This is a genomic window from Flavobacterium salmonis, from assembly GCF_903819435.1.
Classification (GTDB): Bacteria; Bacteroidota; Bacteroidia; order Flavobacteriales; family Flavobacteriaceae; genus Flavobacterium; species Flavobacterium chungangense.
In genome coordinates this window covers 301,789-326,149 of the sequence record NZ_CAIJDP010000057.1, presented here as the reverse complement: position 1 = coordinate 326,149, position 24,361 = coordinate 301,789, and the positions used below count along the sequence as shown (strand labels likewise).

The following is a 24,361-nucleotide window of genomic DNA, read 5'->3' as shown; positions in this document are numbered from 1 at the left end:
AGGTTTGGATAAAATTTTTAACATCATTTTTTATCACAAATTATTGATTAAAATAAAAAATCCATCAGAAATTTTTCTGATGGATTTGTAATTATAAGAATTGAAATTTTTAATTCAATAAATCTAAAATTAATGAAGGGAACAAACCTAACGCAATATTTAAACCAATTGAAATGATGGCAACAGCATAAATAAGGAATGGTTTTCCGCTACGCTCCTGATTTGGCTCTTTTGAATACATAGCTAATATCAATTTAAAATAATAACCAACGCTAATAATAGAATTAATAACGGCTACAATAACTAAAGTAATATGACCAGCCTGAATGGTTTGATTGAATAAAAATAGTTTTGCAAAAAAACCTGAAAAAATTGGAATACCTGCCATTGAGAGTAAAGAAGCAGTAAGGATTGCAGCCAACAACGGATTTGTTTTTCCTAAACCGTGAAAGTTCGTAATGTCTTCGTTGTCCTGATTTTTGCATACGTATAAAATTACACTAAAAGCGGCGATACCTGCCAAGGCGTAAGCTGTAGTATAATACAATAGAACTCCTGCAGAAGTTGCAACAGTTAAGAAAGTCATTAACATAAAACCTGCATGAGAAATTCCTGAGAAAGCCAACATACGTTTTACATTTACCTGACGTAATGCCATTATATTTCCGACAGTCATAGAAGCAATTGAAATGATAACAATTATAGTTTCAAAAGTTCCTAAAAGCTCCTGATTTTCAAGAGATGAAATTAAATTTAGCCCAGCTATTAATTTATAAAGTGTTGCAATAGCTACTACTTTTGCCAATGTACTCATTAAAGCAGTTGTTAAAGCCGGTGAGCCTTCGTACACATCAGGTGCCCAGAAGTGAAAAGGAACTGCGGCAACTTTAAACAACATTCCTACAGTAAGCAAAATCATTCCGATAGGGAACCAGATTGGCAATTCTGCAGATAAAGAATATTCACTTATTTCCACTACATCAAAACTTCCCATTGCCCCGTAAATCAGACAAATTCCAAAAAGGATAATTCCTGAAGCAAATGAACCCATCAAAAAGTATTTCATTCCTGCTTCGTTGCTTTTTAAATTTAAGCGCTCACTTGCTGCCAGAATGTATAAAGAAATAGAAAGTATTTCGATACCTAAGAAGAACATGGCTAAATTTCCAAAAGAAACCATTGCTACTGCTCCTGCCAATAAAAAAACTTTTATAGCAACAAAATCTGAAATTTTATTTTGATGATTTTCGTAAAAATTATGGCTTAAGGCAACAAGGAAAATAGTCAATACAATAAATAATGATGAAAAAGAAGTAGAAAACTTACTCACTGTAATCATATTGTTGTAGTAACTTTCTGTTGATCCAAATTCTGAAAAATTAAGTGCCAGAACAGCCAATAATCCAACAATTGTTATCGGAACAATGGCTTTCCTTAAATTAAGAATTTCAAATAATAGGCAGAAAATACCCAATCCTGTAATTGCTATTAATGTATTCATTTTTGCTTTTTTGATTTAGGAAATCTAAAACTGTCGATGCCCTAATTTATTTTTATTTAAAATATTAATTTTTATTGATAACGTTTAAAATCGTTTCTAAACTTGGTGTTATTAAGTCAGTAATTGGTTTTGGATACAATCCAAAGAACAATAAAACGCCAATAATTACAACCAATGAAATTCCTTCGTTAAGAGTAACATCAGAAAAAGTTTTAGCATTAGCTTCACCCAACATTACATTTTGAAACATTTTAAGCATATAATAAGCGCCTAAAATAATCGTGGTTCCACCCAAAACTGCAAACGACATATTAATTTGAGAAAGACTGTATAAAACGGTAAACTCACCTACGAAGTTAAAAGTTCCCGGTAACGCAACTGAAGCCAATACCAGAATTAAAAACATCGAAGTGAATTTAGGTGACTGAATACGTATTCCGCCTAATTCAGTAATATCTCTTGTAGCAAATCTTCTAAAAATGATTTCGGCAGCAAAGAATAATCCAACCACCACAAAACCGTGAGCAATCATTTGTAAAACTGCTCCGCGTAAGCCATCAAGAGTTAAAGTGTAAGATCCTGCCGCAATTAATCCCACGTGAGCAAGAGAGGAGTATGCTAATAATTTCTTTACATCTTTTTGTCTTAAAGCTACAATTGATCCATAGATGACGCCTGCAATTCCCAAACCGATAATAATATTCATTAATTCTTTAGCAGCAAAAGGTGCAATTGGCAATTGCCAGCGGATAACGCTGTACAATCCCATTTTAAGCATGATACCTGATAAAAGCATAGTTCCAACAGTTGGTGCTTTTTGGTACACATTTGCCTGCCAGGTGTGGAAAGGAATAATTGGAATTTTAATAGCATAAGCTAAAAAGAAAGCCAGGAAAATCCAAAGCTGTTCGCAAACGGATAATTCTACTTTGTATAAATCTTCAATTAAGAAACTTCCGTTTGCTTTTTGAGATAAATAAATAAAAGCCACCAGCATGAATAAGGATCCGGCAAGAGTGTAAATAAAGAATTTCACAACTGCTTTTCTGCGTTCTTCAGCATCGCCATTCCCCCAAATGAGAGCAATAAAGTAAATTGGAATTAATGCTAACTCCCAGAAAATATAGTATAAAAGACCATCTGCAGCAAGGAAAGTTCCTGTCATTGCAAAAGCCATAAATAAAATCAAAGCATAAAAACCTTTTGCATTTTTATATTCATTTCCAAAAGAGGAGAATATAATAATTGGAGTTAGTGCTACCGTTAATAAAACCATTGCGATTGCTAAACCATCAGCATTTAAAGCAAATGAAATTTTAGGCTTAGTAATCCAGGCGTTGATTAAACTGATGTTTTCTCCTGCCAAAAAATGATTCAACAAGACAACAGAACAGCCCAATGCTGTCAAACTAAAGAACAAAGCTACTTTTGATGCCAGTTTATCACCAGCAAAATAAGTGACAAATGCACCAATTAAAAGAATAATTAATATAAGAGAAACGTTCATAGTTATAAAATTATTGAGCTAAAAATATATAGGAAACAATGGCGCAAAGACCCAAAACAAAAGCAAAAAGATACAATCCGACACTTCCGTTTTGTAATTTTTTACCCTGAAAACCAATCTCATTGGTTACTTTGCCTAATCCAAAAACAAATGCAGATAAACCTGTTTCAATATAATCCCTAAAGAATTTTGATAAAAAGTTTACCGGAGCAACAAACAGTGCATCATAAGCTTCATCAACATAATATTTGTTATATAAAACTTTGCTCAAGCCTGTAATATTTTCATCAGATTCAGGAACATTATCTTGTTTGAAATATTTGATGTAAGCAATTAAAATCCCTAGTAACCCGCCTAAAACAGCAACTCCCATAAGAGTATATTCAGTTGCGCCTAAATGATGTTCTTCGCCGGCTACTTTCGTGAAAAGCGGAGCAAGATATTCATTTAACCAACTGTGTCCAGGTAAACTGATTAATCCTCCAAAAGCCGCTAAAATAGCTAAGATGATAAGCGGAATAGTAATTAAGGAACCGCTTTCATGTAAATGATGTTTTTGCTCTTCAGTTCCTCTAAATTCTTTGAAGAAAGTTAAGAACATTAATCTAAACATATAGAAAGCCGTCATAATTGAAGCAACTGAGCCAATAACGTATAATGTTTTACTGTGTTCGAAAGCCGTTAGTAAAATTTCATCTTTAGAAAAGAATCCTGAAAAGAATGGAACTCCTGAAATTGCCAATGAAGAAATTAACATGGTCCAGAACGTGATTGGCATTGCTTTACGCAATCCTCCCATTTTACGCATATCCTGCTCTCCGTGCAATCCGTGAATTACAGAACCTGAACCTAAGAATAAACAAGCTTTAAAGAAAGCATGTGTGATCACGTGAAAAACAGCTACTTCATAAGCCCCAAATCCTAATGCCAAAAACATTAAACCTAATTGAGAAACTGTAGAGTAAGCCAATACTTTTTTGATGTCTGTCTGAACTAAACCAATAGTTGCAGCAACTAATGAAGTTACAGCTCCAACTATTGCAATTACAGTCTGGACGTCATGAGCTAAATCAAAAACAAAGTTTAATCTCGTTACCATAAAAATCCCTGCAGTTACCATCGTAGCTGCGTGAATCAATGCAGAAACCGGAGTTGGTCCCGCCATCGCATCCGGTAACCAGGTATATAACGGAATCTGTGCAGATTTACCACAAGCTCCTATAAATAAACATAAAGCTGCAATTGATACATTCCAGGCAATTTGCGGCTCATAATGAATCGTTAGAATAGTTTGTTTTAATTCGGTATAATCTAATGTTTTAAAAGTATATACTAAAATAAACATTCCAATCAAAAGACCTAAATCCCCAATTCTGTTCATGATGAAAGCTTTTTTCGCAGCATCGTTGTAATCCTGGTTTTTATACCAAAATCCAATTAATAAGTACGAACAAAGTCCAACACCTTCCCAACCGATAAATAATACCAATAAGTTACTTCCAATTACAAGGGTAATCATAAAGAAAATGAATAAGTTCAGGTACGAAAAGAACTTGTGCATATTTTCATCATCATGCATGTAACTGATAGAATATATATGAATCAAAGAACCAATACCGGTTACAAAAAGCAGCCAAAGTAAGGATAACTGATCTAATAAAAACCCGAGATTGATTTTAAGATTACTAATCTGAATCCAGTCAAATAAAGTGACCTGAATGGCTTTTCCAGTTGAAGTAATTTGATTAAAAAGTAAAAGAGTAACCACAAAAGAAACTGCTACGGCAACGGTTCCGATAATTCCGGAAACTGTTTTTCCTAAATTTTTCCCAAAGAAAACATTGATTAAAAATCCTAAAAAAGGAGCTAAAACTAAAACTAAAGCTAAATTGGTATCCATTTCCATTTATCCTTTTAAATTTTTTAAATTATCGATACTAATCGAACCTAAATTTCTAAAGATCGAAACTAAAATAGCCAATCCAACCGCAACTTCGGCTGCAGCAACAGCCATCGAAAAGAATACAAAAACCTGTCCTTGTGCATCCTGATGATAAGTCGAAAAAGCAACAAATAAAAGGTTTACCGCATTTAGCATGATTTCGATAGACATGAAAACAATAATTGCATTTCGTCTGTACAATACACCAAAAATACCAATACAGAAAAGTACAACACTTAAAAAGATGTAGTTTTCAATACCTATTTGATTTAATATATTACCCATTATTTATTTAATTTTTCTTTTTTAGACAATAATACAGTTCCAATCATCGCTACCAAGAGCAGTATCGAAGCAAATTCAAACGGAACCATATATTCGTTCAGTAATATTTTACCCAAAACTTTAATAGATTGAAAATCTTCTCCGCTTGAATCATATTCGCCAACAATTGGTTTTGAGTTAATGAAAATTGTAATCAGTACAATAACAATCAAACAAAAAGAAACAATCGCACCCAAACGTGTAATCCTCGGTCTGTGTACCTGATGACGTTCGTTTAGGTTCATCAGCATGATCGTAAACAGGAACAGAATCATAATAGCACCCGAGTACACTATAATATGTACGATAGCCAAAAATTGGGCATTTAGCAATAAATAATGACCTGCAATCGAGAAGAAACAAATCACTAAATAAATAGCGCTATGAATTGGGTTTCGGCTAAAAATGGTCAAAAAAGCAGTAATTACCGTGATAAACGCTAAGAAACAAAATATAACTTGTACAGTAGTTGCATGTGCAAAATCAGGAATATGTATCATTTAGTTAGCATTATTAAGTTGAGCATTTTTGATCGCCACATCAAGAGGCATCACTAATCTGTCTTTTCCAAAAATAAAATCTTCTCTTTCATAACTGGAAGGAACCAAAACTTTTGAAGTCGTCAAATAAATAGCATCTTTAGGACAGGCTTCTTCACAAAGTCCACAGAAAATACAACGTAACATATTGATTTCATAAATCGAAGCATATTTTTCTTCTCTGTACAAATGTTTTTCATCCGCTTTACGCTCGGCAGCTTTCATTGTGATCGCTTCGGCAGGGCATGATAAAGCACACAATCCACAAGCGGTACAGTTTTCACGGCCTTGCTCATCACGTTTCAATTGGTGCTGGCCACGATAAACCGGACTCATTTCACGTACTTGTTCCGGATAATGAATAGTAGCTTTTTTTCTAAAAAAGTGCTTGATCGTAATCAATAACCCTTTTACAATCGCCACAAGATACAATCGCTCCCAAAAAGTCATCTCTTTGTTAGAGACCAACTTTTTTCTACCCGATAATGATATAGTTTCTATTGACATTTAAAGTATATTTTGTGATTCAATTTGATGATTAGACCAAATTCAAATCTATTTGTTTTTTATTTAGTAGCTAATTCCTGCTATCCGCTGTATCTTTTATTTTTTAAAGAAAAAAATAAAAGGATGCCGCTGCTATCAGGGCTAGGGCTCTCCGTTATTAAAATCCTAAATAGGCAGCAATTTCGCTTCTTAAAATAACAACACCTGTAATCATGATATTAATAATAGAAAGCGGAATCAAAATTCTCCATCCCAAGTTCATTAATTGGTCATATCTAAATCTCGGAATCGTCCAGCGCACCCACATATAGAAAAAGATCCAGAAACATATTTTAGCAAATAAAACTGCTATTCCTAATATGTTAGCGGTATTCACACCAACATTTTCAACCATCCACTGCATTCCCGGATAGTTATAACCTCCAAAAAACAATACCGAGATAATAGTTGCAGAGATAAACATATTGGCATATTCAGCAAATAAATAGAATCCCATTTTCATAGATGAATATTCAGTATGGTAACCACCAATCAACTCCGATTCACATTCTGCCAAATCAAAAGGTGTTCTGTTGGTTTCTGCGAAAGCACAAATAAGGAAAATAAGGAAAGATAAAGGTTGATAAAACACATTCCAGTTCATTCCGGCCTGTTGCTCAGAGATTTCTTTTAAACTTAAAGTTCCGGTCATCATCAACAAAGCAATCATCGATAATCCCATCGCAACTTCATAAGAAACCATTTGCGAAGCGGCACGAACAGCTCCCATCAAAGAGAATTTATTGTTAGAGGCCCATCCACCAATCATGATTCCGTAAACTCCGACTGAAACAACGCCAAAGAAGTATAATAACGCAATGTTAATGTCAGTAGCCTGTAATAAAATATCCCTTCCAAAAAGATGTAATCTGTCTCCCCACGGAATAACAGCACTTGTCATCAAAGCGGTACTCATGGCAATTGCCGGCCCTACAACGAATAAAAATCTATTTGGCGTATTCGGGAAAAATTCTTCTTTCGAAAATAATTTCAAACCATCTGCAAGAGGCTGTAATAATCCTCCCCATCCGGCGCGGTTTGGTCCTACACGATCCTGTAAAAAAGCAGCAACTTTACGTTCTGCCCAAGTAGAATACATGGCCATAATCATAGTTACGGCAAAAACCACTACAATAACAACGCTTTTCTCTATAATAAATGCACTATCTACCATGTTTAAGAATTTTTGTTGTTAGTGTTCAACGGAATTTCAGCCATACTAATTTTTTTACGGTCAACATCTCTACCCAAAAGAATATTCTTTTCGGTGTCTATTTGTACTTTCTCTAATTTTTGAGTGTAGTTGTTTTGGTTGATAACAGAATCTTTTTCAAATTCTCTTGGTCCTTCAATAACCCAGTCATTAACATCTTTATGGTCAAAACGACAGCTGTTGCAGATAAATTCTTCTACTTCATGATACTCATCTTTACGACCCGTTACACGCTGAATTTCGCCTCCAAACATCCAAACGGTTGTTTTTCCGCAGCATCCCGGAGTGGTACATTCTCTGTGTGCGTTGTAAGGTTTGTTAAACCAGACTCTTGATTTAAAACGGAAAGTTTTATCTGTCAAAGCGCCAACAGGACAAACATCAATCATGTTTCCGGAGAATTCATTATCGATTGCTTTTGAAATTCCTGTTGAAATATTAGCGTGGTCTCCACGGTCTAATACGCCGTGAACTCTGTTGTCTGTCAATTGATCTGCAACTTGTACACATCTTTGGCATAAGATACAACGATTCATATGAAGTTGAATATTCGGACCAATATCTTCTGGCTCGAACGTTCTTTTTTCTTCAATATAACGTGATTTTGGGTTTCCGTGCTCGAAACTTAAATTCTGTAAATCACATTCTCCCGCCTGATCACAAATTGGACAGTCCAGTGGATGATTGATCAATAAAAATTCCGTTACAGATTTACGGGCTTCTGTTACGCGGTCAGAAGATTTACTGTTTACTTCCATTCCGTCCATACAGCCAGTTACGCAAGATGCCATTAGTTTTGGCATTGGTCTTGGGTCAGCTTCACTTCCTTTTGAAACTTCAACTAAACAGCAACGGCATTTTCCGCCGCTTCCTTTTAGTTTTGAGTAATAACACATGGCTGGCGGAACTAGATCTCCTCCAATCATACGTGCAGCCTGCAGGATGGTAGTTCCTGGTTCTACGTCGATACTTTGACCGTCTATGGTTACTTTCATCTCTCTTAATGATTTGAATGTCGAAAGCTTAGCTATTCAAAAGATTTGCTGTCCTTTTAATACTATATAACTTTGTAATTCTTTTATATTTTATTATACGATTATCTTACCACCAACCAAATGTTTCACTTTAGAAAATGGTTCAGCTACAAAATGATCTCTGTGTTTTATTTTTTCAGGGAAACGAACGTGGTATTCAAACTCTTCTCTAAAATGACGGATAGCTGCTGCTACCGGCCACGAGGCCGCATCGCCAAGCGGGCAAATCGTATTACCTTCGATTTTACTCTGAATACTCCATAATAATTCGATATCCTCTTCACGGCCGTGACCGTTTTCAATACGATGTAATATTTTTTCTAACCAACCTGTTCCTTCGCGGCATGGGGTACATTGTCCGCAGGATTCATGGTGGTAAAAACGGGCAAAATTCCATGTATTTCTCACTATACATGATGTGTCGTTGTACACGATAAAGCCTCCTGAACCTAACATAGATCCGGTAGCAAAACCACCATCACTTAAAGATTCGTATGACATTAAACGGTCTTCACCATTGGATGTTTTAAAAATTAATTCAGCTGGTAAAATCGGCACAGAAGATCCTCCCGGTACTAAAGCTTTCAAAGGTCTGCTGGAAGACATTCCACCTAAATATTCATCAGAATTCATGAATTCATCAACAGATAATCCTAATTCAATTTCGTAAACCCCAGGATTTTTAATATGTCCTGAAGCCGAGATTAATTTAGTTCCTGTAGAACGGCCAATTCCAATTTTAGCATACTCATCACCCGAATTGTTGATAATCCAAGGCACAGCAGCAATAGTTTCCACATTGTTTACCACAGTTGGATTTGCCCAAAGTCCGGAAACAGCCGGGAATGGTGGTTTAATACGAGGGTTTCCTCTTTTACCTTCCAAAGATTCTATAAGTGCAGTCTCTTCACCGCAAATATAAGCTCCGGCTCCACAGTGAACATATAAATCTAAATCGTAACCTGTACCTAATATATTTTTTCCTAACCAGCCCGCAGCTCTTGCTTCGTTGATTGCTTTTTCCAAAATTTTGAAAACCCACATATATTCTCCACGAATGTAGATGTAGGATAGGTTTGCGCCCAAAGCAAAACTTGAGGTAATCATTCCTTCGATCAATAAGTGAGGAATAAATTCCATTAAATAACGATCTTTAAAAGTTCCTGGCTCAGATTCATCGGCGTTGCAAACTAAATGTCTTGGTTTTCCTGATTTTTTATCAATAAAACTCCATTTCATACCAGCCGGGAAACCAGCTCCACCACGACCTCTGATTCCTGATTTTTTTACTTCTTCAACAACTTCGTCAGGCGTAAGTGTTTTTAAGGCTTTTTCTACAGAAGCATATCCGCCGTTTTGACGATACACTTCGTAGGTTTTGATACCTGGAATATTGATTTTGTCTAATAATATTTTTTTTGACATATTTATTTAATCATTAAATAGATTATCATTTATGAAATCTAGTAATTTTTTTAATTCTATATTTTCATCTGGGTTTATCTCCCAAATATTTTTATCCGAATAATCATAAACAGTTGAACCTTTATAGTCCCAATTCGTACTTCTGTATTTTTTAAACAAATCAATTTTAGAATATAAAAATGCTTTTTGGGCTGGTATATTTAGATTTTCAGCTTTTGAATCACCTATACAACTCAGCATTACACTCCAACATTTATCGAAAAAATTAAAATCTTTTTTAACACAAATATTTAATAAATCTTCTAAAATCCCTTCTCGTTCGTCATTAAAAGGAAGTAAATATATTTCGAATTTTGTGTCTAACTTAATTTCAATATTATTTAAATCTTCTATTCTTTGTTTTCTTCCGCCGTTAATTTTTGTTGAATCGGTATCAAAAATAATTATATTTTTTGCTTTTTCTTCTTTTCTTTTAATATCGGCTAATAAAGGCTGATCAATTAATTTGTCTTTCCCTTTTACATCAATTACTAGATTTAAATCCTCAATTTCAAAATATGATTTAAGCAAAAAATCAATAAATAGTTTATCACTTTTACCTTCAACGAATATTTTATTTAAACCGTACTCTTTCATTATCCTCTTAACTCAACATTAGATTCTATACCAGCACTAATTTGTTTATATGTAAAAGTTGAAGCGTAAATTTTTTCTTTATTTGTGCTTTCCTCAAGTTTTATTAATCTGATGTCATTATTATAATTCAACAAGTTTGATGCCTCAATATATGTTTCTGTACATTCTTGACTATGTGTAGTTGCAAATAATTGTACATCCAACTCTTTACACACTTTCATTATATTAATCCAAAAATCTTTCATTTTAGAATAATGAATTCCTATCTCAATTTCATCGATTAAAATTCTTTTTCCTTTTAAGGATAATGCTTTTAATACAATATAAAATATTCGTTTGAAACCATCGCCTAGAAAATTCAAAGGAACAAATTCGTCTTTATCTTCAAAACTGATTAAAAAAACGGATTTTAAATCCTCAAAATTCTCTCTCAATTCAATATCAACAATTTTTGAATTAACAACTTTTAAAACATCAATTAAGATTTGTTTTTCTCTTTTTGTTTTTAAATTTTCATAGATACTTCTTGTTATTTCATCTAATGGTGTGTCATTAAAACTGATTAATGGGAAATCCATCTTGTTTTCATTGTAACCATAAATCCAATTTGTAGTTGAATTTCCAATATCATTTATTTCAAAAAAAAGAAATTGTTTTATATAATCTTCAAATTGAATATTTTTTTCACTCTGATAGCCCTTTAAAGAATTCCTTAATCTTTCTTTGTCATTAATTTTTAAAACAAATTTCTCTTTTTTGTCGTTGACTTTGTAATCAAAAGTTACTTGGCTTGAAAATTTTCCGAATATAAACTTTTCAAAATAATTTTCTTTAGGATATAATGTTTCGGTAGTTATTAAATTACCTGATTTTCTTGTAATTTCCTCAATTTCAAATTTTAATCCTCTTTTTGTTAGAGCTAAATAAAAATTTGATATTAATTGTGCTAAATCTTCATCGAACAACAATGCCTCCAATAAACAAGTTTTACCAACATTATTATCCCCTACAATCAAATTAAATTGTCCAATATCATTCACTTCAAGAGAGTCAAACTTCTTGAAATTTTCGATTTTGAAATATGTTAAATGATTGTTTTCCACTTTTTATTTATCGTGTAATATTATTTTATCCTCTCTGCAATCAGCAATTAACTGATCGATTTTGTCTTCTGTCAGTTTTTCTTTGTAGAAATCGCCAAGTTGCATCATTGGAGCGTATCCACAGGCACCTAAACATTCTACTCCGGCAATGGTAAACATTCCGTCCGGAGTTGTTTCGCCCATTTTAATGCCTAATTTTTCAGAAGTATAATCCATTAAATTTTCAGCACCATTTAAACAACAACAAGAAGTCTGGCAAAATTCGAACATGTATTTTCCAATTGGTTTTTGGTTGTACATAGTGTAAAAAGTAACTACCTCGTAAACCTCTATTGGTTTTATGTGCAAAATTTCCGCAACTTTATCCTGCAACTCAATGCTCAGCCAGTTATCATGCGCATCCTGCACTTCGTGCAAAACAGGCAACAAAGCTGACTTTCTTTTGTCTTCAGGGTAATGACTGATGAGTTCATTGATGCGGGACATCAATGCTTCAGTCATGTTTATTTCTTGTTTGTAATGTTTACGTTCCATTTTTTATTATTTTGAATATTAAATTTTAAATTCTAAATGTTTTCGGCATTTATAATTTATAACTCAAAATTTATAATTCATTTTATGCATCTAATTCTCCGGCAATAACATTTAAGCTTGACAAAATAACAATGGCATCTGATAGTAATGCGCCTTTGATCATTTCCGGATAAGCCTGATAATAAATAAAGCAAGGTCTTCTGAAATGTAATCTGTAAGGTGTTCTGCTTCCGTCAGTTACTAAATAAAATCCGATTTCTCCATTTCCACCTTCAACTGGGTGATAAATTTCTGCAACTGGTACAGGAACTTCTCCCATTACAATTTTAAAGTGATAAATTAAAGATTCCATTGAAGTATAAACGTCTTCTTTTGGAGGAAGATAATAATCAGGAACTTCTGCATGATATTCATTTCCGGGCGGCATTTTTTCCAGTGCCTGACGAATAATGCTTAAACTTTCCCAAACTTCGGCATTACGAACACAGAATCGATCATAAGTGTCCCCCGATTTTCCAACAGGAACAATAAAATCGAAATCCTCGTAAGAAGAATAAGGCTGTGCAACACGAACATCGTAATCAACCCCGGCAGCACGTAAGTTGGGTCCTGTAAATCCGTAAGCCATTGCCTGTTCTGCTGTGATTGCTCCAACGTTTACCGTTCTGTCAATAAAAATTCTGTTTCTTTCGAATAAGTTTTCGAATTCTTTCCAGGCAATTGGAAATTCTTCAAGGAATTTGTCGAGTTTTTTAAACGCTTCGGGAGACCAGTCTCTTTCAAAACCACCGATTCTTCCCATATTGGTTGTCAAACGGGCACCACAAATTTCTTCGTAGATTTCGTAGATTTTTTCTCTAAATTGAAAAACGTATAAGAAACCGGTATAAGCACCAGTATCTACCCCTAAAATTGAGTTACAGATTAAGTGATCTGTGATACGAGCCAATTCCATTACAATAACTCTCAGATATTGTGCTCTTTTAGGAACTTCAATACCTAATAATTTTTCTAAAGTCATCCACCATCCCATGTTGTTGATAGGAGAAGAGCAATAGTTCATACGGTCTGTAAGAGGCGTAATTTGGTAAAAAGGACGGTTTTCTGCAATTTTTTCGAAAGCCCTGTGTATGTAACCAATAGTTGGTTCTGCTTCCAGAATTCTTTCTCCGTCCATCAACAAAATATTTTGGAAAATACCGTGAGTAGCTGGGTGAGTAGGGCCTAAATTCAGTACTGAAAGCTCGCTTCCGTCTTCGTTTAGTTTATCCTTTATAATTTTAGCATATCGATGCTCTGGTGATAATAATAGTTCTGACATTTATAATGTTGAATTACTTATTTAGCAATTTGTTGTTGTTCTTCCAAAGAATCGGTCATCTTTATCAGTTCTTCCACTGTCTTCCATTGGAAATTCTTTTCTCATTGGGAAAGAAACCATTTCATCCATATTCAAAATACGTTTCAATTGCGGGTGGCCAATAAAATTGATTCCGTAGAAATCGTATGTTTCTCTTTCCATCCAGTTTGAACTTAAGAAGATATTTGAGATAGTTTTGATTTCTGGTTTTTCGCCATTTAGATAAACTTTAATTCGAAGGCGTTTGTTTTCGTACCAGTTATGCAAATGATATACGATGGCAAACTGACGCTCTGATTCGTTATCTGGATAGTGAATACCGCATAAATCGGTTAAAAAGTGAAAACGTAAATCGGCGTCATTTTTCAGGAAAAGAATCAGGGCTGTAATTTTATCAGCAGAGGTTTCCAGTGAAAAAATATCTCTTTCTTGTTGAAAGTTAAAAACATTTTCATTAAATGTTTCTACAAGTTTATCCTGAATAAGGTTGTTTTCTAAAGCCATCTTATGAAATGTTATAGGAAGCTAATAATTCTTGGTATTCCGGAGAGCTTCTTCGTCTCACAGATTCGCTTTTTACCAATTCTTGAAGTTTCATTACGCCGTCAACAATTTGTTCCGGTCTTGGAGGACATCCCGGTACATAAACGTCAACCGGAATTACTTTGTCAATTCCTTGTAAAACCGAATAAGTATCGAAAATTCCGCCTGATGAAGCACAGGCTCCAACAGCAATAACCCAGCGAGGTTCAGACATTTGTTCGTAAACCTGTCTTAAAATTGGTGCCATTTTTTTAGAAATAGTTCCCATTACCATTAACATATCAGCCTGACGAGGAGAAAAACTCACACGCTCAGAACCAAATCGTGCCAAATCGTAATGTGATGCCATAGTTGCCATAAATTCGATTCCGCAACATGAAGTTGCGAAAGGCAATGGCCAAAGAGAATTCGCTCGTGCCAAACCTACAACGTCATTTAGTTTTGTGGCAAAAAAACCTTCACCTACAACACCTTCAGGAGGGGCAACCATATTTACATTTGAATCGCTCATTTTGTATGTTATTTTGAATTTTGAATTATAAATTTTGAATGTTCAAATAATTTATAATTCAGCATTTATAATTTAAAAATAAATATTTTTTATTCCCAGTCTAATGCTCTCTTTTTGATGATATAGAAAAAACCAACCAAAAGAAGAGACATGAAAACAATCATTTTTAACATCCCTTCAATTCCTAATTCTTTAAAGTTTACTGCCCATGGATAAAGGAAGATCACCTCTACGTCAAACAATACAAATAAAATGGCTACAAGAAAATATTTTACTGAAAAAGGAATACGGGCGTTACCTACAGATTCGATACCGCATTCGAAGTTTTTATCTTTTGTTTCAGAAGTTCTTTTTGGGCCTAATTTTCCGGAAATAATGATAGTTCCCACTACAAAACCAACAGCTAAGATAAGCTGCATTAAAATAGGAAGATAACTGTATTGGTCAGATTGCATAAACTTAGGTTTTTTACTTAAAAAATAAGCCACAAAGATAGCTTTCAACTCTGTAAATCACAAACTAAAAAATGATTTAAGTTTAGTGTGTAATATGGATTAAGTGTAATTTTTATTGATTATAAATAAAAGGTCAGACTTTTGTATTTTTTTTAACAAGAAAGCAAAAAAAAACGTTTCGAAATAAATCGAAACGTTTTAAACCATTCAGAGGCAAAAAAAATAAATTGCTATATTTTTCTTAGATTACTGCTACTTTAGCAGCAACTTTCCCTTTTCTTCCTTCTTCTTCTTCGTAGCTTACACGGTCACCTTCGCGTAATTCTTCCGCGTTAATTCCTGAAGCGTGAACGAAGATGTCTTTTCCTGTTTCTTCGTCTGTAATGAATCCATAACCTTTAGACTCATTGAAAAATTTTACTGTACCTGTACGCATTGTAATTGTAATAATAATTTATAATAAAGCAAATGTAATATATAAATTCATACAAAAGACACTAAGGTGTTAATTTTTTGTAAAAATTATTGATTTACAGTGTTTTCTGTGCTTAAATTATATTAAAATTCATATGGATTTCTTTGATTTAAGATTCATTTATTAAGGATAAAGCAATTTCAGTACTAATTTTATTGTAATAAACGGACTACTTATTAAAAATTTAATTTTTTGAAATTCTTACAATAAGTTTTAGTAAAATATATAAAGAGTGACAGATTTAATTGTCACTCTTTATATATTTATTAAAATAGTTTACAATTATTTTAAATCCAGTTTAATTGATAATTCTTTCAATTGTGAATCGTCAATGGCAGCAGGTGCATCGATCATTACATCGCGACCTGAATTGTTTTTAGGGAAAGCTATAAAATCTCTAATAGTTTCCTGACCTCCTAAAATAGCAACTAATCTGTCTAAACCAAAAGCTAATCCTCCGTGTGGCGGTGCTCCAAACTGGAATGCATCCATTAAGAATCCAAATTGGGCTTTTGCTTCTTCTTCGGTAAATCCTAAATATTTGAACATTAACTGCTGCGTTGCTTTATCGTGAATACGAATAGATCCTCCACCAATTTCGTTTCCGTTCAAAACCATATCGTAAGCGTTTGCACGAACTTTTCCGGGTTCTGTTTCCAATAGTGTCATATCTTCCAGTTTTGGAGATGTAAACGGATGGTGCATTGCGTGGTAACGACCGCTTTCTTCGTCAAGCTCCAATAATGGGAAATCTACCACCCATAACGGAGCAAATTCTTCAGGATTACGCAATCCTAAACGAGTTGCCAGTTCCATACGAAGTGCTGAAAGCTGAGCGCGTGTTTTATTTGCAGGACCAGAAAGGACGAAAATCATATCTCCAGGGTTTGCTTCTGTTGCTTTTGCCCAGTTTGCCAAATCTTCCTGGTCATAGAATTTATCTACAGATGATTTAAAAGTTCCGTCGTCATTGCATTTTGCATATACCATTCCGGACGCGCCAACTTGTGGACGCTTCACCCAGTCAATTAATCCGTCGATTTCTTTTCTAGTATAATTTCCTGCTCCCGGAACAGCAATTCCGACAACTAATTCTGCTGAATTGAAAACTGGGAATTCTTTGTGCTGTGCAAATTCATTCAATTCACCAAATTTCATTCCGAAACGAATGTCCGGTTTGTCATTTCCGTATGTTTTCATGGCATAGTCGTAAGTAATTCTTGGGAATTTGTCTACTTCAATACCTTTAATTTCTTTTAATAAATGTCTTGTCAATCCTTCAAAAACATTCAGAATATCTTCTTGCTCCACAAATGCCATTTCGCAGTCGATTTGTGTAAACTCAGGCTGACGGTCTGCACGTAAATCTTCATCGCGGAAACATTTCACGATTTGGAAATATTTGTCCATTCCACCTACCATCAATAATTGTTTGAAAGTTTGTGGAGATTGCGGCAAAGCATAAAACTGACCTTCGTTCATACGGCTTGGTACAACAAAATCTCTCGCTCCTTCAGGAGTTGATTTGATTAAGTAAGGTGTTTCAACTTCACAGAAATCTAAATCAGATAAATATTTACGAACTTCCATTGCCACTTTGTGACGGAATAACAAGCTGTTTTTTACCGGATTTCTACGAATATCTAAATAACGATATTTCATTCTGATATCTTCACCACCGTCCGTTTCATCTTCAATTGTGAATGGAGGCGTTAAAGCCGCGTTTAAAATCGTTAATTCGGAAACTAAAATTTCGATTTCACCAGTCGGGATATTTTTGTTTTTGGCTTCACGCTCAATAACTGTTCCTTTTACCTGAATTACAAATTCTCTTCCCAGTGTTTTTGCCAATTCAAAAACGTTTTTATCGGTACGGCTTTCATCGAAAATAAGTTGTGTAATTCCGTAACGGTCACGTAAATCAACCCAATTCATAAATCCTTTATCGCGTGATTTTTGAACCCAGCCTGCAAGTGTAACTTCGGTATTAATATTTGAGGCATTTAATTCGCCACAATTATGACTTCTATACATTGATCAAAATTTTAGATTGCAAAAGTAAACACAAAATTCAAATTAATATAGTAAAGTAATAACTTGATGCTTATAAAATTGAAATATTTTGTTAACGGCTAATTTTCTCACATAGAAATTCTTTAGATTTGGTCTACTCAAAATAAAATATTGTCAATTATGAAAAAAGTTTTTCTTTTAGCTTTAATTGTGTTTAGTGTTTTTAACATTAATGCCCAAACAAAGAGTCAAATAAAATTTACTGCGAAAATTGCGAATAGAAACAGTGATACTTTAGTTATCCGAGGAGCAAATGATTTTAAACAAGTCATTCCAATTAATAAGAAAGGAATTTTTGATGCAACCTTTGAAGCTCCAAAAGGTTTTTATCAATTTTCAGACGGTCATGAAGTTTCAGGGTTGTATTTAAAACCTAATTCTGAGGTGAATTTGACTATGGATGCCAAGCAATTTGATGAAACGATTGTTTATAAAGGAAAAGGGGTAGACGAAAGTAATTTTCTGGCTCAATATTCCTTAAACAATGAAAAATTTCAAAATGAAGCTTTTTCTAAAGATGAAGCTGAATTTGCTACACTTTTGGAGGCAAAGAAAAAATGGGATAATGAAACGCTGGAAAAAGGAAAATATGATGCAGATTTTCAGACTGCATTAAAAAATTCATTTGCACAATTTAATCAGTATGCGGCACAGGCTTATGAAAGCAATGCTAAAACGAATAAACTCAAAGGAAAACCTTCACCTGATTTTGATTATGAAAATTATAAAGGAGGTAAAACAAAACTTTCAGATTTAAAGGGGAAATATGTTTACATTGATCTTTGGGCAACATGGTGCGGGCCTTGTAGAGCTGAAATTCCTTTTCTGCAAAAAATTGAAGAAAAATATCATGGAAAAAATATTGAATTTGTAAGCATCTCAATTGATACAGCAAAAGATCATGACAAGTGGAAGAAATTTGTTACGGATAAAAATTTAGGCGGAGTTCAGTTATTTGCTGACAAAGACTGGGGATCTGATTTTGTAACAAGTTATGGTGTAAATGGAATCCCAAGATTTATACTAATTGATCCAAACGGTAATATTATAAATCCGGATGCCGACAGACCATCATCTGCAACATTGCAAACCCAGCTAGATGCTTTATTGAAATAATTCTTCCAAATTTACAACGTTGTCGTAATTTGTTTATTTTTAAAAATACCAGTAAAACCAATGCTTCAGCGTTGGTTTTTTTATATTCGGTTGATTTCCAATGTTAAGCTTTTATCTAATGTTACCAAATTGTTAAGCAAAAGTTTTTTTAATGTAAACATTTAATTATATTTGATAAAGATTTGATAACATTAATACCTAAAGATATGAAAAAGTGTGTAATTTTAGTTGCAATATTGTTCTCTGGAATTTTAGTTGCACAAGAGACAAAACCTGAGTTGGAAGCTGTTGGAAACAAAGTAAGAGCTACTTATTATTATGAAAATGGTAAAGTACAACAGGAAGGTTTTTTTAAAGAAGGTAAATTAGATGGTGTTTGGGTGTCTTATGACGAGAACGGAAATAAGAAAGCTATCGCTGAATACAAAGATGGCTTGAAAAGTGGAAAATGGATTTTCTTTAATGACAAAAACATTTGCCAGGTAGATTATTCAAACAGCAAAATTAATTCAGTTAAAAGCTTAGAAGAAAAGATTATAGCAAATAGAAATTAATATAATTTTAGTTAATGAAAAAAGGGAGAAAATTTTACAAAATTTTCTCCCTTTTTTGTTCAATTAATTAATTGTCACAATTAGTTGCTTTCTTTTGGTTTTAATGAAAAAGCAACATATAGTGTAATTGAAGCCAGAACAATCCAAAAAACATCAATAAAGAAAATCTGAATCTGGTTTTGTATAAAAGAATTCCAAAACCAATTTCCTGTAATTATTCCATTTGTTATCGGGATTAACAAACCTAAAATACTTCCTGAGATTAAACACCATTTGTTGGTAAAAGCATCATTCTTTTTGATGATAAAAAAGATTGTAAGCAATAACCATCCAATAAAATAAATACTGTATAAATTAGACTGAGTTAAAGGATGAAACAGTTTAGCAGCTATAAAAGCCAATGCCGTAATAGGATACATGCTTAAACAAATAGCCAAATAAATTCGGACCACACCTTCATTAAAACGTCGTTTTTTTTCAGGCATATTTTTCTTATTCCTTGCAACTAACCAAATCATTACTCCCGAAATAATAACGAAGCAGGTTATAATGCCTAAAACAAAACTTATTATTTTTAAGGCATATCCACCATAATCACCAAAATGGATGCGGTACAAAACATTTTTTACAGCATCTAAATAATTGTTTTCCGTTTCAGGATTTTTCTTTGCAACTTCTTTTGAATCAGAAATATGGTAAACTACTTTTCCGATTCCTGTAAATTTTTTGGTGCTTAATAATTCACCTTCTACGATAACATGCATATTGGTATCTCCATAATTTTGAATCATAACACGGGTTATTTCAAAATCTTTCCAATTGTTTTTTGCTTTTGTAACTAATTGATCAATACTATAAGGAGATACTAATTTTTTGTTATCAAACTTATATTCAGGATCCTTATATTCAAGTTCTTTGTATAATTTATCCTGGTCGCCTTTGTAAAGTACCATTACAGCCGGGGCTACTATTAGAAGCTTAATCATAAAAAAAGCACCTGTTACCGCATAAACAAACTGAAAAGGTAAACCAATCATTCCTAATGCTGTGTGAGCATCAGTCCATAATGTTTTAAGCTTTTCTTTTGGGCGAAAAACATAAAAATTAGACACGATTTTTTTCCAATGCAATAAAACTCCGGTTACAATTGCAAATAAGAAAAACAAAGCTATAAAACCTGAAAGATAATATCCCACAGGATAAGGAATCTGAGCCAAAAAGTGAAGTCTGTATAAAAACTCTCCCAATGAATAAGATTCTTCATAAGTTGATGTTTTATAGTTTTTGGTATCTATGGTAAAGTAAGCTCCTTCTTTTAGTTTTGCCGGGGCTAAAGTATCTTTAGTCCCTTCTAGATAAACACTAACTCTTCTTTCATTGCTATGTTTGGAGAAGGTAAGGTTTCTGCCCTGTAAGACATACTCCTTATCTATTTTTTTTAAGGCAGCATCATAGTTTAAATCAATCTCTCTTGATATAGAAGTTGATTCATTTCTTTCCCAATTGATTATTTCATCCCTAAAAAAAGAAAACGAACCTGCAAAAAATATTATAAAAAGGACTACACTTATAACAATTCCGCTAACAGTATGTGTATGAAAATAAATATTATAATTACGATTACTCATAGTTTATTGTACGATTGAATTATACGTTTGCCCTAAATAGATTAAAAGAGAAAAAACTAGCGAAAGGAGTATATAAATCAGCCATATTTTCCATCCGTTTTTGGCTAAAAAAGCAACAACCATAAGTGCTACCCAAAGGATAAAACCACTAAAAGCCATTGTGATAAGAATGTTTGCCCTGTTGAGCCATGAAGCTAAAGCTAAATGAAAAGTAATCGAAACAAAATAACCACCCAGAATGGCAGCTGTAATTTTGGCAAACCGTTGCCATTTAGATTGTGTTAAGTATTTAGGATTTGCTGGCATGTTTAAGCGTAATAAAATTCTGATAAAGCAATTATTATAAAAAGAATGAATAGTTTTGAACGGCTTATTTTTTTAAGTGGGGATAATAATACAATTAAGCTTCCAACAGCCATTAGCTGAATAAAAAACATTAAAGTACCACAACATAATGATTTTGTAAAAAGCCAAAAACCATAGGCAGAAAGAAGCAAAATTAATCCGGTAATTTTGGTTTGTTTCGGATTTTTCTGCATCCATTTTTCAAAACCTAAATCATACGATAAAACAGCTTTTTTTGAAGTATGATATAAGGTGTAAAAAGCTAAAAAAAGTACAAGACTGGCTATTGTTATCATAATTTTATAATTTTAAACACCTTTCTGTTTGAGGAGAAAGGTGTTTTTTGGTGTTTATTTAGAATCTGTATGTAAAACTTGCAGCAATAGTTCTAGGATCTTTAGGATGAACAGTTGACCATCCATCATAGATTTCTTTGTTTTCAATGTTGTTTAGTTTAACTGTTACGCCAAATTTTTCAGTATTATAAAACAAAGATGAATTTAGAACAGTGTATTCCGGAATTGTAAATGTTCCTGCAGTAGCTCTATGCATAATCATATTGTCACCAACATAATTTCCTCCAAAACCTAAACCAAAACCTCTTAGGATACCGCTTGTAAATTTGTAGCTGGCCCAAAGGTTTGCCAGATTTCTAGGCCCTGCATCTTCAGATCTGAATCCCACAAAGTCAGGATCTCCTTTTGTTAAAATGGCTTCATTATAGCTGTATCCGGCAATAATGTTTAAACCATTAACAGGATTGGCAACAATTTCAACTTCTACACCTTTGTTTTCCTGAGCTCCATCCTGATAATAAGTCACATCATTAGCATTAGGTCTAACGCCATAAACTTTGTCTGTTACCTTAATGTCGTAGTAACTAACAGTAGCATAAAATTTGTCTTTGAAGAGATTCAGTTTTGTTCCTACTTCGAATTGATTTGCATGCTCAGGGCCAAATGTTCTTAGTGTTGTAACAGAACCATTGACATCAGCAGAAGGACTTACGTTAGAAAATCCGTTCATGTAATTAGCAAAAACGGATACCTGATCTAAAATGGGCTGAAATACAATTCCGAATTTTGGAGAAAAAGCGGTTTGATTGTATGCGTCATTATCAGCATTCATAAAACGATCGGCACGTAAACTAACCATCGCTGATAAATTTGGAAGAATGTTTAATACATCTGAAAAATAGGCACTGTAAACTTCTTGCTTAGTTTTACTATTATTTCTTTGGCTATTCCCTACAATTGCATCAGACCCTTCTTTAGTCAAATCACCTGTATCTCCGTTTGAAGGACCAAAAACAGCATTGAAAGAAGCCAAATCATCTCCTATATAAATGAATCCATTTCCAAAATAACCCGAACTATAGTCTGCAGCTGTTCTTTTATAATAATCTAAACCAACAACCAGTCTGTTTCTCAAACTTCCTATTTTGAAATCGCCAATAAAGTTTTGCTGGACATCAGTACTTTTATTTTCATTGTCCTGGTAACTAAATTGACGATACAGAACAATTCCATCAGTTATTTGGGATACCAGTGGAATTAAAGAAGGATTTTTTGAATTGGTTACTTCATACAAATAGGCATAATTTCCATCTGATTTTGCTGTACTATTTGAGAAAACGGTTTGTGATGTCCACTGGTCAGAAAGTTTGTAATTCATCTGAGCCTGAATATTAAATGAAGGAGTTTTAATTGTTAGTTCATCACTGGTATAAGAGCGGTTGTTATCATATTTTAGTTCCTCAATATTATGAACTCTTAAGGGAGCTCCTCTATCTAAAAATAACATTGTTGGATTTGTAGATTCATTACTCATGAATTCAGTTTGTACTAAGAATGATAATTTATCATTTACTTCGTAAGATAATGATGGAGCAATAAAAAACGATTCTCTAAAACCTGCATCCTGAAAACTATTTTGTTTATTGTATGCTGAGTTTACTCTGAAATTTAAAGTTTTTTTGTCGTTTAAAGGTGTGTTTAGATCAACAGTAGCACGGTTTAACCCATAACTTCCAACAGTGTAATTTATTTCCCCTCCAAATGTTTTGTATGGTTTTTTTGTAGTAGTATTTATTAATCCTCCGTATGAGATTAAGCTGCTTCCAAATAAGGTTCCGGATGGACCTCTTATAATTTCGATTTTGTCAACATTTGCAGGGTCTAAACTTCCGTTTGTTAGACCAGGTAATCCGTTAACCATTGTAGGCTGAACAGGAAAACCTCTTAAAGCATAATAACCTCCGCCATCGCCGCCACGGCCTGTTGAAGCCCAAAGCTGCGTTACACCCGGAGCATTTTTTAAAGCATCATCAAAATTTGTTACAACTTGTTCTTTTAAAACTTCACCTGTAATAGTTGTATATACTTGTGGGTTTTCAAGATTTTTAAGAGGCAATCTTGATACTTGTTGGTTCTCTTTACGGGCAAAATGATTCGTTTTTCCTCCGTTTATAACCACTTCTGTTAGTTCTTCTGAATTTGAATTGATAGTGAAGTTTTCAATAAGTTCCTGACCTTCAATTACAACAATGTTTTTTTCTTTAGTAGAATGTCCAACGGCAGATATTTTAATGGTGTAAGATCCTGGTTTAACGTTTTTTATTTTATAATTTCCAGCTTCGTCCGTAATAGTACCTAAACGGGTACCTTTTAATATGACAGAAATATTTTCTGGAGTTTCATTATTGTTTAAAGTTATTTTACCTTTTATAGTTGTTTTTTCTTGTGCACTGATTGATGTACCAGTTAACAAAATAAAAAATAAACCTAATAGTGGTATTGTAAATCTTACTTTCATGTTATTTAGAATTGTTTTTGATAGTGCAAATTTAAGCGTTGAATATCAACTATACAAACTATTTTTATTTATTCTAAATAAATTATTTTAAAAGGTTAAAACTTATAATTGTTTAAAAAATTAACATCTTAAGTAATTTAAGCAAAAAATTAACATTGGGATAAGCAAAAAGCCCGTTCAAAT

At 33.4% G+C, this 24,361-nt stretch carries 24 protein-coding genes; 2 read left to right on the top strand and 22 right to left on the bottom strand.

Annotation, left to right across the window (positions count from 1 at the left end):
- Nucleotides 1-109: 109 nt before the first annotated feature.
- The 18 genes from FLACHUCJ7_RS04065 to aspS all read right to left on the bottom strand — a co-directional run bounded on the left by FLACHUCJ7_RS04065 (nt 110) and on the right by aspS (nt 17,682).
- On the bottom strand, nt 110-1,501 hold the full coding sequence (locus FLACHUCJ7_RS04065) for an NADH-quinone oxidoreductase subunit N (RefSeq protein WP_180907992.1): 1,392 nt from the start codon (nt 1,499-1,501) through the stop codon (nt 110-112).
- 64 nt (nt 1,502-1,565) lie between these two features.
- A complete protein-coding gene (locus FLACHUCJ7_RS04060) occupies nt 1,566-3,008 on the bottom strand; it encodes a complex I subunit 4 family protein (RefSeq protein WP_180907991.1) in 1,443 nt (480 codons plus the stop codon).
- Between the two features lie 10 nt (nt 3,009-3,018).
- Nucleotides 3,019-4,908, bottom strand: coding sequence for an NADH-quinone oxidoreductase subunit L (nuoL, locus tag FLACHUCJ7_RS04055; RefSeq protein WP_180907990.1), 1,890 nt, complete (start codon nt 4,906-4,908; stop codon nt 3,019-3,021).
- Between the two features lie 6 nt (nt 4,909-4,914).
- Nucleotides 4,915-5,235, bottom strand: coding sequence for an NADH-quinone oxidoreductase subunit NuoK (nuoK, locus tag FLACHUCJ7_RS04050; protein ID WP_017494599.1), 321 nt, complete (start codon nt 5,233-5,235; stop codon nt 4,915-4,917).
- Entirely contained in the window at nt 5,235-5,774 is a 540-nt protein-coding gene (locus tag FLACHUCJ7_RS04045; RefSeq protein ID WP_031454066.1) for an NADH-quinone oxidoreductase subunit J family protein, read from the bottom strand. Before FLACHUCJ7_RS04045 ends, nuoK begins: the two co-directional genes overlap by 1 nt.
- Nucleotides 5,775-6,320, bottom strand: coding sequence for a NuoI/complex I 23 kDa subunit family protein (locus tag FLACHUCJ7_RS04040; protein ID WP_180907989.1), 546 nt, complete (start codon nt 6,318-6,320; stop codon nt 5,775-5,777).
- A 157-nt stretch (nt 6,321-6,477) separates the two neighbouring features.
- Entirely contained in the window at nt 6,478-7,533 is a 1,056-nt protein-coding gene (gene nuoH, locus FLACHUCJ7_RS04035; RefSeq protein ID WP_078226936.1) for an NADH-quinone oxidoreductase subunit NuoH, read from the bottom strand.
- Between the two features lie 2 nt (nt 7,534-7,535).
- Nucleotides 7,536-8,567 carry a 2Fe-2S iron-sulfur cluster-binding protein gene (locus FLACHUCJ7_RS04030; RefSeq protein WP_078226937.1) on the bottom strand — a complete coding sequence of 344 codons (1,032 nt, stop codon included), beginning with the start codon at nt 8,565-8,567 and terminating at the stop codon, nt 7,536-7,538.
- 93 nt (nt 8,568-8,660) lie between these two features.
- Nucleotides 8,661-10,031, bottom strand: coding sequence for an NADH-quinone oxidoreductase subunit NuoF (gene nuoF, locus FLACHUCJ7_RS04025; protein WP_180907988.1), 1,371 nt, complete (start codon nt 10,029-10,031; stop codon nt 8,661-8,663).
- A gap of 6 nt (nt 10,032-10,037) precedes the next feature.
- Nucleotides 10,038-10,667, bottom strand: coding sequence for a DUF3226 domain-containing protein (locus FLACHUCJ7_RS04020; protein ID WP_180907987.1), 630 nt, complete (start codon nt 10,665-10,667; stop codon nt 10,038-10,040).
- On the bottom strand, nt 10,667-11,770 hold the full coding sequence (locus tag FLACHUCJ7_RS04015; protein WP_180907986.1) for an AAA family ATPase: 1,104 nt from the start codon (nt 11,768-11,770) through the stop codon (nt 10,667-10,669). Before FLACHUCJ7_RS04015 ends, FLACHUCJ7_RS04020 begins: the two co-directional genes overlap by 1 nt.
- A 3-nt stretch (nt 11,771-11,773) precedes the next feature.
- Entirely contained in the window at nt 11,774-12,304 is a 531-nt protein-coding gene (locus tag FLACHUCJ7_RS04010; protein ID WP_180907985.1) for a complex I 24 kDa subunit family protein, read from the bottom strand.
- 82 nt (nt 12,305-12,386) lie between these two features.
- Nucleotides 12,387-13,625 (bottom strand): NADH-quinone oxidoreductase subunit D, encoded by a 1,239-nt coding sequence (locus FLACHUCJ7_RS04005; RefSeq protein ID WP_110305960.1) that lies wholly within the window; start codon nt 13,623-13,625, stop codon nt 12,387-12,389.
- A 21-nt stretch (nt 13,626-13,646) separates the two neighbouring features.
- The gene (locus tag FLACHUCJ7_RS04000; RefSeq protein ID WP_180907984.1) at nt 13,647-14,168 is read right to left on the bottom strand and encodes an NADH-quinone oxidoreductase subunit C; all 522 of its coding nucleotides are present in this window, start codon (nt 14,166-14,168) and stop codon (nt 13,647-13,649) included.
- A gap of 1 nt (nt 14,169) precedes the next feature.
- Complete coding sequence (locus tag FLACHUCJ7_RS03995; protein WP_031454074.1) at nt 14,170-14,718, bottom strand: NADH-quinone oxidoreductase subunit B; 549 nt, start codon at nt 14,716-14,718, stop codon at nt 14,170-14,172.
- 89 nt (nt 14,719-14,807) lie between these two features.
- Nucleotides 14,808-15,173 carry an NADH-quinone oxidoreductase subunit A gene (locus FLACHUCJ7_RS03990; RefSeq protein ID WP_031454075.1) on the bottom strand — a complete coding sequence of 122 codons (366 nt, stop codon included), beginning with the start codon at nt 15,171-15,173 and terminating at the stop codon, nt 14,808-14,810.
- 241 nt (nt 15,174-15,414) lie between these two features.
- Complete coding sequence (locus FLACHUCJ7_RS03985; protein WP_007137066.1) at nt 15,415-15,609, bottom strand: cold-shock protein; 195 nt, start codon at nt 15,607-15,609, stop codon at nt 15,415-15,417.
- Nucleotides 15,610-15,930: 321 nt separating this feature from the next.
- On the bottom strand, nt 15,931-17,682 hold the full coding sequence (gene aspS / locus FLACHUCJ7_RS03980; RefSeq protein WP_180907983.1) for an aspartate--tRNA ligase: 1,752 nt from the start codon (nt 17,680-17,682) through the stop codon (nt 15,931-15,933).
- A gap of 159 nt (nt 17,683-17,841) precedes the next feature.
- Between aspS and FLACHUCJ7_RS03975 the strand changes: the two genes are divergently transcribed.
- Together FLACHUCJ7_RS03975 and FLACHUCJ7_RS03970 are read left to right on the top strand one after the other, a co-directional pair.
- The gene (locus tag FLACHUCJ7_RS03975) at nt 17,842-18,837 is read left to right on the top strand and encodes a TlpA family protein disulfide reductase (protein ID WP_180907982.1); all 996 of its coding nucleotides are present in this window, start codon (nt 17,842-17,844) and stop codon (nt 18,835-18,837) included.
- A 206-nt stretch (nt 18,838-19,043) separates the two neighbouring features.
- Nucleotides 19,044-19,391, top strand: coding sequence for a toxin-antitoxin system YwqK family antitoxin (locus tag FLACHUCJ7_RS03970; protein ID WP_031454078.1), 348 nt, complete (start codon nt 19,044-19,046; stop codon nt 19,389-19,391).
- 80 nt (nt 19,392-19,471) lie between these two features.
- Here the strand turns inward: FLACHUCJ7_RS03970 and FLACHUCJ7_RS03965 are convergent, their stop codons facing one another.
- The 4 genes from FLACHUCJ7_RS03965 to FLACHUCJ7_RS03950 are packed head-to-tail and all read right to left on the bottom strand — an operon-like array spanning nt 19,472 to nt 24,178.
- A complete protein-coding gene (locus tag FLACHUCJ7_RS03965) occupies nt 19,472-21,019 on the bottom strand; it encodes a PepSY-associated TM helix domain-containing protein (RefSeq protein ID WP_180907981.1) in 1,548 nt (515 codons plus the stop codon).
- Nucleotides 21,020-21,022: 3 nt separating this feature from the next.
- Nucleotides 21,023-21,325 (bottom strand): hypothetical protein, encoded by a 303-nt coding sequence (locus FLACHUCJ7_RS03960; RefSeq protein WP_031454080.1) that lies wholly within the window; start codon nt 21,323-21,325, stop codon nt 21,023-21,025.
- Between the two features lie 2 nt (nt 21,326-21,327).
- Nucleotides 21,328-21,660: a hypothetical protein gene (locus tag FLACHUCJ7_RS03955; protein WP_180907980.1), complete on the bottom strand. Its 333-nt coding sequence runs from the start codon at nt 21,658-21,660 to the stop codon at nt 21,328-21,330.
- A gap of 58 nt (nt 21,661-21,718) precedes the next feature.
- Complete coding sequence (locus tag FLACHUCJ7_RS03950; RefSeq protein WP_180907979.1) at nt 21,719-24,178, bottom strand: TonB-dependent receptor; 2,460 nt, start codon at nt 24,176-24,178, stop codon at nt 21,719-21,721.
- Nucleotides 24,179-24,361: the final 183 nt, after the last annotated feature.

What these genes read in the sequence shown, in the direction of transcription:
- FLACHUCJ7_RS03970 (WP_031454078.1), top strand. Translation starts at nt 19,044, where the DNA reads ATGAAAAAGTGTGTAATTTTAGTTGCAATATTGTTCTCTGGAATTTTA.
- nuoK (WP_017494599.1), bottom strand. Translation starts at nt 5,235, where the DNA reads ATGGGTAATATATTAAATCAAATAGGTATTGAAAACTACATCTTTTTA.
- FLACHUCJ7_RS03995 (WP_031454074.1), bottom strand. Translation starts at nt 14,718, where the DNA reads ATGAGCGATTCAAATGTAAATATGGTTGCCCCTCCTGAAGGTGTTGTA.
- nuoH (WP_078226936.1), bottom strand. Translation starts at nt 7,533, where the DNA reads ATGGTAGATAGTGCATTTATTATAGAGAAAAGCGTTGTTATTGTAGTG.
- FLACHUCJ7_RS03985 (WP_007137066.1), bottom strand. Translation starts at nt 15,609, where the DNA reads ATGCGTACAGGTACAGTAAAATTTTTCAATGAGTCTAAAGGTTATGGA.
- FLACHUCJ7_RS04065 (WP_180907992.1), bottom strand. Translation starts at nt 1,501, where the DNA reads ATGAATACATTAATAGCAATTACAGGATTGGGTATTTTCTGCCTATTA.
- FLACHUCJ7_RS03950 (WP_180907979.1), bottom strand. Translation starts at nt 24,178, where the DNA reads ATGAAAGTAAGATTTACAATACCACTATTAGGTTTATTTTTTATTTTG.
- FLACHUCJ7_RS04005 (WP_110305960.1), bottom strand. Translation starts at nt 13,625, where the DNA reads ATGTCAGAACTATTATTATCACCAGAGCATCGATATGCTAAAATTATA.
- FLACHUCJ7_RS04040 (WP_180907989.1), bottom strand. Translation starts at nt 6,320, where the DNA reads ATGTCAATAGAAACTATATCATTATCGGGTAGAAAAAAGTTGGTCTCT.
- nuoF (WP_180907988.1), bottom strand. Translation starts at nt 10,031, where the DNA reads ATGTCAAAAAAAATATTATTAGACAAAATCAATATTCCAGGTATCAAA.
- FLACHUCJ7_RS04030 (WP_078226937.1), bottom strand. Translation starts at nt 8,567, where the DNA reads ATGAAAGTAACCATAGACGGTCAAAGTATCGACGTAGAACCAGGAACT.
- FLACHUCJ7_RS03990 (WP_031454075.1), bottom strand. Translation starts at nt 15,173, where the DNA reads ATGCAATCTGACCAATACAGTTATCTTCCTATTTTAATGCAGCTTATC.
- FLACHUCJ7_RS03965 (WP_180907981.1), bottom strand. Translation starts at nt 21,019, where the DNA reads ATGAGTAATCGTAATTATAATATTTATTTTCATACACATACTGTTAGC.
- FLACHUCJ7_RS03960 (WP_031454080.1), bottom strand. Translation starts at nt 21,325, where the DNA reads ATGCCAGCAAATCCTAAATACTTAACACAATCTAAATGGCAACGGTTT.
- FLACHUCJ7_RS04060 (WP_180907991.1), bottom strand. Translation starts at nt 3,008, where the DNA reads ATGAACGTTTCTCTTATATTAATTATTCTTTTAATTGGTGCATTTGTC.
- aspS (WP_180907983.1), bottom strand. Translation starts at nt 17,682, where the DNA reads ATGTATAGAAGTCATAATTGTGGCGAATTAAATGCCTCAAATATTAAT.
- FLACHUCJ7_RS04000 (WP_180907984.1), bottom strand. Translation starts at nt 14,168, where the DNA reads ATGGCTTTAGAAAACAACCTTATTCAGGATAAACTTGTAGAAACATTT.
- FLACHUCJ7_RS04010 (WP_180907985.1), bottom strand. Translation starts at nt 12,304, where the DNA reads ATGGAACGTAAACATTACAAACAAGAAATAAACATGACTGAAGCATTG.
- FLACHUCJ7_RS04045 (WP_031454066.1), bottom strand. Translation starts at nt 5,774, where the DNA reads ATGATACATATTCCTGATTTTGCACATGCAACTACTGTACAAGTTATA.
- FLACHUCJ7_RS03975 (WP_180907982.1), top strand. Translation starts at nt 17,842, where the DNA reads ATGAAAAAAGTTTTTCTTTTAGCTTTAATTGTGTTTAGTGTTTTTAAC.
- nuoL (WP_180907990.1), bottom strand. Translation starts at nt 4,908, where the DNA reads ATGGATACCAATTTAGCTTTAGTTTTAGTTTTAGCTCCTTTTTTAGGA.
- FLACHUCJ7_RS03955 (WP_180907980.1), bottom strand. Translation starts at nt 21,660, where the DNA reads ATGATAACAATAGCCAGTCTTGTACTTTTTTTAGCTTTTTACACCTTA.
- FLACHUCJ7_RS04020 (WP_180907987.1), bottom strand. Translation starts at nt 10,667, where the DNA reads ATGAAAGAGTACGGTTTAAATAAAATATTCGTTGAAGGTAAAAGTGAT.